Below are 6226 nucleotides of genomic sequence, written 5' to 3' on the forward strand. Positions count from 1 at the left end.
TGGGTGCGCCCATTGCCTCCAGCCACGGCAGCGCCATGCTGACTCCCGCTGCTCGGAACACGCTGCGCCGACTGAGTTGCCAGGATTTTTTCATGACGTGGTTACGGTCCTTCACGCTTCCGCGTGCGAGAGGAAGCCGTTGTTTTCAGTTCAAACTCACCGTGTCGAGGAAATTCCTTCAAGTCCAAAATGAACTCCGGCTTAACCGGTTGGTGACCAGCGACTTTCTTCTTCGGTAAATCGCCGATAGCCGTCGTCGTCTGGGAGAATTCGTGCAATTTTGGACGTTCGCCTATCACAATGGCTTCCGCTAACGAGCGGCGGGCAATGTCCAGGTACATCTCGATTTGCGTAGGCGACATTTCCAGGGTCGCACCATCATTCAGAAATCCTTTCGGCGAGATCGGATCCGGTGGCAGGTTGCGGGCGAAGTCCAGATCGACTCCCAACAGATCACGCATCGCATTCGCATATTCGTATCTCGTTGGATACCCGCGCAAATCCCGCGACAAGACTGCAAAACGGAAGGGCTTACTGGTTTCGGCCCAGGATGAGCCAGCATCAGTCCATCGTGACATACAGTTCCAAGGTGACTGACTCTCAACGGAGGACGTCAGTCTTTCTTTGGGGCAACTCACGCCTTCACCATAACCGGCAGTCACCGGTCCGAATGGGTGTCTCACAACAGCGTTCTTTCAATGTCCACTACAAGCGTAGTTGACTCGCAACCACTACACATGTAGTATGTTTTTCATGAACGAGCCAAATATCTCTGAATCCGAATGGGCAGTCATGGAGGTGCTCTGGGAAGCCTCGCCACAGACAGCGTCCGAGGTCACTCGAGCTCTGAGTCCATCCACCAACTGGGCCGAAAACACCGTGCGCACGCTCCTCACCCGACTGGTGAGAAAGCGGGCATTGAAGATCGGCAAAAATAAGTCCGGCACGCAGACGTTTCGGCCCTCTATCTCGCGAGAGAAATGCGTCAAAGCTGAGAGCGATTCATTCGCTCAGCGCATCTTCGGGGGAGCGGCCAAACCTCTCATCATGCATTTTGCTCAAAACAGCCGCCTCACAGCGGAAGAAGTTGCGGAGCTAAAGCGAACCCTCGACGAATCACTCAAATCCTAAGCGTGAGCGGGCATGTCAATGATTCCAATCTTCAGCTGGGTTCTCGCTTCCTCAATTCGAGCGTCGCTTCTGGTGCTGGTCGTCCTGCTTTTGCAGCGACTGCTGCGGTCTCGGCTAACAGGGCCACGCGAATCGCAGCTTGTGGTTACCAAGGACCGAGCGTTCTGCCTGCTCAGCTTCAAGGCCTACAACTTCGATAAGGTGCGCCGTTGGTTGATCCCGAGCGGAAAGTATGCCACGGGGAGAATCGGTGTTTCGAAGGCTCCCTATACCGAGTGGACATGGACGCCAACCAACCTGAAATTTGGTTATCCCAACCTCCTGGTTCTGAAAGACGCGAGTGTTGTTTCGTCCGTATTCATCGAAGGTGACGAAGCGCATAGCGTGCTTTGTCGGATTGACCCATCGACGGGTCAAATGACCGAGCTTCTGCGATTTCCGACCGGCGGCATCAGACAGCCGGTGGGCATGGCTGAACATGACGGGCACCTCTGGGCCAGCTTTTATGAGGCGCCCCAAGAAGGCGAGAAATCAGTCATGTTGAAGGTTGCAAAAATCAAGCTAGTAAACCAGTCACCGACGGCCTTTTCACAGCACCCCCTCTCCAAGGGAGCGTGGACGTTCAAGAACGAAAAACCTGAGAGCGTCACATTCGATTACGGGACGGAATTGACGGCCAGGGAGGTCGATCGACTCTCCAACTGTACGAGCCTCACTCGAATCGTTATGGGATATGTGGGAGTCGACTCCGAATACGTCACCATTGAAGGCGATCTTCTGAAGCTTGGGCGATTGAAAAACCTGAAGGACGTCCATTTAAACAAAGACGGAATCAATGACGATGACCTCAAATTCATCGCCCTATTACCCAAGATCCACACTCTCGAATTCAACGCGGACAATGGGTATGACGGAGCACCAATTTGCACGGATCGCTGCGCCGAACATCTTCGCTCCGTAAAGACACTTCGAAGCCTGGTGATCCACGATGGGCAGTTCACGGACAAGTTTGTCGCGAAAATCACCGAGGGTCTGTCCAACTTAGAAGTCCTGTCCCTAAATTCGGCGGAACTGACGGACGAATCACTTCGACTCATCGCAGATCGATGCAAGAAACTGAAGTCTCTTTCGATCGCATCCGACCACTTCACTGCTGAAGGCCTCAAGCACCTCGACAAGTTGAACGATTTGGAGGAACGGGCAGTGAGTTCGCCGGCCCTCAGCAAGAGGAATGACCCAAAGGAAATTTTGAAACTTTTGGGGACGTGGGAATACGTGTCAGCGACTTATGAAGGAAAGCCAAGTGAATTCGGAGAAGATGAAACGATCACACTAACAGAAGATAGTTGGACGCTGCGACGTAACGGAAACCGGTGCATGGAAGGTGGGCTCCTTTGCACGCAGTCATCAAAATCCAGAATTCGTCCGACGAGGAACGAAAGCTGTCCTTCTTTTGCCAGATCATCTCGCAAAACAGCAAGAATCCCAGCGACGCTTTTGTGTTCACGGGGCGGACCTACGAAATGACCATGTACCATTCTGCGTCGGGGACGCACTTTGCAGCGGATTAGGGCGTTACTTGGGATGCGGAACACAAGGCGATGGAGTTCAATCTGTCGAACGTGTCGGGAGTCCTGGGTCACTGTGTTTGAGGGCGAAGTCGAGCTTGGCGATCGCGAGTTGCGGCAGCGCGTCGTCACGGGTAGCGCCGTGCGGCTCAGCCAAGCAGGCGGGACGCCACGGGAATCGATCTCGTACGACACAACGCCGTTCCAGCAGACGTGGAAAAGCTCATTTGGAATCGAAGGTCTTCACGGTGACGTGCGATTTGCTCAGCCTGGTGAACGTGAATCTCCCAGCACGGTGATCGATCCACGTTCCTTGTTGTTGATTCCCGAAAGCGAAGGAGTGTGGGCACCACGCGGTGCACACTTTTCTGACCGGAGTCAATGCCGCTGAGCAACCCAAGCCGTTCTTCCTGTACCTGCCATTGACGATCCCCCATGAAAACGGGGAACAACTGAAGGACATGAAGTTTGAGGTTCCAAGCCAAGGGGTTTATGCCGACAAACCCTGGACCAAGGAGCAGAAGGACTACGCGGCCATGATCTCCTATCTGGATGCGGGAATCGGAGAGATCGTGAAAGCAATCAAGTCGGCCGGAATCGAAGACAAGACCTTGATTCTGTTTTGCAGCGACAATGGTCCGATGCGAGGCCACCCGGTGACGGAGTTTTTCAACAGCAACGGGGATTTGCGGGGTGGGAAACGTGATCTCTATGAAGGAGGCAGCGTTCGCCCCTGATCGCCTACTGGCCGACGGTCGTTCCGGCCGGTAGAGAATCCGATCATCTTTGCGCGGCGTGGGATTTCTTTCCAACAATTTGGCCCCGAAGGACTGAACACCGAACCCGCGACAGCGCTGGGCGACCTGCAGGGCAACTTCGGGACGCAAAAAGCTCCTCCTGTTTCATCAATGAATTCCTCTGGTGATTGATCAGACGGTTTCAGGAGCGTTCCGCCAACACCTTGACGCGAACGTGTAGTGCAAGATTATCCTAACCTTGGCTTATGCCGGCTTGGCAGGCCTTGTGATCGAGCCAAAGTCACGCGTTTGAAGCCTCGCTTGCGGTGCCGCCCTGTTGCTTGCCAACTTGGTTTTGGCAGTCTCGTTCGTCGTGGTGAAGAATCTCCCTGGATTTCTCGAATTGGTCGTCTTTCGATCCAACAATGTCCAACCGGGAACTCGACTGGCCATTTATACGCTCTGTCAATACGTCGCCATCGCGATTGGAATCATTGCGTTTGCCGATGTGGTGTAAGTGGACTGATCCTGTTGCTCGAGCGTCCAATCCGCGCGGGGGACATTGTCACCGTCGAATCGACCACCGGGACCGTGAAAAAGATCCACCTGCGTGCGACCACGATCACCAATTGGGACCGCCAGGAGTTTGTGGTCCCGAATCGAACGCTGATCACCAACACACTGCTGAATTGGACATTGAGTGCCCCGCTGAACCGCATCGTGATTCCGGTTGGCATTGCCTACGGCAGTGATACCGAGCACGCTCGAGAGATCCTTTTGGCAGTGGCCAAAGATCATAACAACGTATTGGACGATCCCGCTCCCATAGCAACATTCGAGCAATTCGCCGACAGTTCTGTGACCATGGTCTTGCGAGCCTACCTGCCCGATCTCGATGCCAGGCTGTCCACGATCAGTGAACCGCACGACGAGGGGCAGACGCAGGGTTCAAAGGTTGCCAATAACATAGGCAGGTCCCCCGGCCAATATCGCCGCCATGGCAGCCGAAACAATATTTCTGAATCAACGGCCGGATCGTCGACTCATCAACCGTCTCGGCGCGGACCGGACGAATGAAAACGAGCAGGACGGCGGCGCAGAACAGGCATGCTGAACTTCGCTTTTTGAAATTGTCACGATCATCCGAACGGTTTCCTGGCTTTCGCGCGGCTGGCGTCTCGGTAGCGGCCTGGCGTCTGATTGACTTCGCGTTTGAAGACGACGCTGAAGTACTCGGCGTGCTTGAAGCCCGTCAGACGTGAGATCTTGACCAGGCTCAGTTCGGTGTCACGCAATAACTGGCAGGCGCGTTTGATTTGAACGCGACGGATCTCCGCTTGCGGTGAACGCCCCAGGTATTGGCGAAAGCGACGCTCGAGACTACTGCGCGCGATCGGAACTTCGGCCAAAATATCCGAGACCGTTAGACCTTCGCAGGCTCGGAAACGAATCATTTGAATCGCTGCGGCCACGTCTTCATCGTCGATCGCCATCACATCGGTGCTCAACCGCTCGGCGATCCCCAACGGTGCGATCTGGACGTGTGGTTTGTCCGGCGTCTGCCCACGCATCATTTGGTCCAGCATCACGGCCGCTTGATAGCCGATGCGTTCGGCCGCCGGGATGATGCTCGAAAGCGGCGGGTCGCAGAAATCGCACAGGACATGGTCGTTGTCGACGCCCAGCACGGCGATCTCATCAGGAACCGACACCTTGGCCGTTTGACAGGCTTCCAGGATGTGTTGCCCGCGAAAGTCGTTGCAGGCCAGGATCCCGATCGGACGCGGCAGACTCTTGACCCAGGCGACGATCTGGTCTTGTTGCTGCTGCCATCCGCCTTGGCTGGCCGAGGACCATCCGGATTGATGCACGTGCACCCGCTCCGGATCCTCGACGCCTCGTTCGGCAAGTCCGGCGAGGAATCCGGTCAGTCGCTGAGACGACCAATGGTGGTCGCTGAATCCCGCAAACGCGAAATGCTCGATTCCCTTGTCGGCCAGATGCGATGCGGCGAGTCGGCCGATCGCTTCGTGGTCATTGATCACCGAAGGCAGACTTTGGTCGTCACGGATGTCACCCAGATTCACCGTCGGAATCCCCGTCTCGCGAATGATCTCGATCATCTCGGGAGTCGTGTCGCGGGTGATGATGCCGTCGCCGTCCCAAGAGCGGAACCAGGCCGGCGGTCCGGCCATCAATTCGCGCAAGTCCAGTTGCACCGACCAGGGTTGTCGTTCGATGCGGTAACGGCTGATCCCTTCCAAGACGCTGCGTCCGAACGCCATCGTCGTTTCGACCAGCAACAAAACCTTGGGGCGTGCTTGGCCGCTGCCCGAGACCTTGCCGGCCTCAGAGGCCCTGTGTTTGGGGAGGCCGTTTGCTGCGGCGTTGGAAGGCGGGACGGGCATCGCGGAGCCGGATATCGGTGAATCAGAGTTGCAAAACGGACGGGGATTTCTGGCCCGAGCAGATCCTTTCTCTGCGGAATATCTCTCAATTCAGCCCCCGACGCAATCGTTTTGTCCGCCGACGAAGCGATAAACAATCGGTTTTTTCGCTTGTTCCTGAAGAAATCCGCCTCGGCAGGATTGGGAACAATTCTTTGAGTGCTTTGTTGCGGGAGGTGGATGGGAAGGAAGGCAGAATGATTCGGGGCAGAATGATGAAGAGGGAGGCTGGGAGACAAGGAGACTGGGGCGGAGCGATCGATCGGAACAAGACCTGCGGAACCCCGGCTGCCATCTATCGTCTTGCCCCCATCATTCCGCCACCCATCATTGTCGCGGTAGG

The 6226-nt window shown here is 55.7% G+C and carries 7 protein-coding genes; 5 read left to right on the forward strand and 2 right to left on the reverse strand.

From position 1 onward, the window contains the following. Window positions 1-101 precede the first annotated feature (101 nt). The gene (locus NZK35_RS09825; RefSeq protein ID WP_259632359.1) at window positions 102-662 is read right to left on the reverse strand and encodes a DUF1587 domain-containing protein; all 561 of its coding nucleotides are present in this window, start codon (window positions 660-662) and stop codon (window positions 102-104) included. A 91-nt stretch (window positions 663-753) separates the two neighbouring features. Between NZK35_RS09825 and NZK35_RS09830 the strand changes: the two genes are divergently transcribed. The 5 genes from NZK35_RS09830 (at window position 754) to NZK35_RS09850 (ending at window position 4513) form a co-directional block, all read left to right on the forward strand. Beyond that, complete coding sequence (locus tag NZK35_RS09830) at window positions 754-1131, forward strand: BlaI/MecI/CopY family transcriptional regulator (RefSeq protein WP_259632360.1); 378 nt, start codon at window positions 754-756, stop codon at window positions 1129-1131. Between the two features lie 12 nt (window positions 1132-1143). Beyond that, window positions 1144-2658 carry a leucine-rich repeat domain-containing protein gene (locus tag NZK35_RS09835; protein WP_259632361.1) on the forward strand — a complete coding sequence of 505 codons (1515 nt, stop codon included), beginning with the start codon at window positions 1144-1146 and terminating at the stop codon, window positions 2656-2658. 397 nt (window positions 2659-3055) lie between these two features. Then, the gene (locus tag NZK35_RS09840) at window positions 3056-3436 is read left to right on the forward strand and encodes a sulfatase-like hydrolase/transferase (protein ID WP_259632362.1); all 381 of its coding nucleotides are present in this window, start codon (window positions 3056-3058) and stop codon (window positions 3434-3436) included. Window positions 3437-3812: 376 nt separating this feature from the next. Continuing rightward, window positions 3813-3953, forward strand: a complete 141-nt coding sequence (locus tag NZK35_RS09845; RefSeq protein WP_259632363.1) for a hypothetical protein — start codon at window positions 3813-3815, stop codon at window positions 3951-3953. Window positions 3954-3967: 14 nt separating this feature from the next. Then, the gene (locus NZK35_RS09850; protein ID WP_259632364.1) at window positions 3968-4513 is read left to right on the forward strand and encodes a mechanosensitive ion channel family protein; all 546 of its coding nucleotides are present in this window, start codon (window positions 3968-3970) and stop codon (window positions 4511-4513) included. Between the two features lie 62 nt (window positions 4514-4575). Here NZK35_RS09850 and NZK35_RS09855 read toward each other — a convergent pair whose 3' ends face one another. Then, the gene (locus tag NZK35_RS09855) at window positions 4576-5844 is read right to left on the reverse strand and encodes a XylR family transcriptional regulator (RefSeq protein ID WP_259632365.1); all 1269 of its coding nucleotides are present in this window, start codon (window positions 5842-5844) and stop codon (window positions 4576-4578) included. Between the last annotated feature and the right edge of the window lie 382 nt (window positions 5845-6226).

The organism is Stieleria sedimenti (assembly GCF_025060895.1).
Taxonomy (GTDB): Bacteria; Planctomycetota; Planctomycetia; order Pirellulales; family Pirellulaceae; genus Stieleria; species Stieleria sedimenti.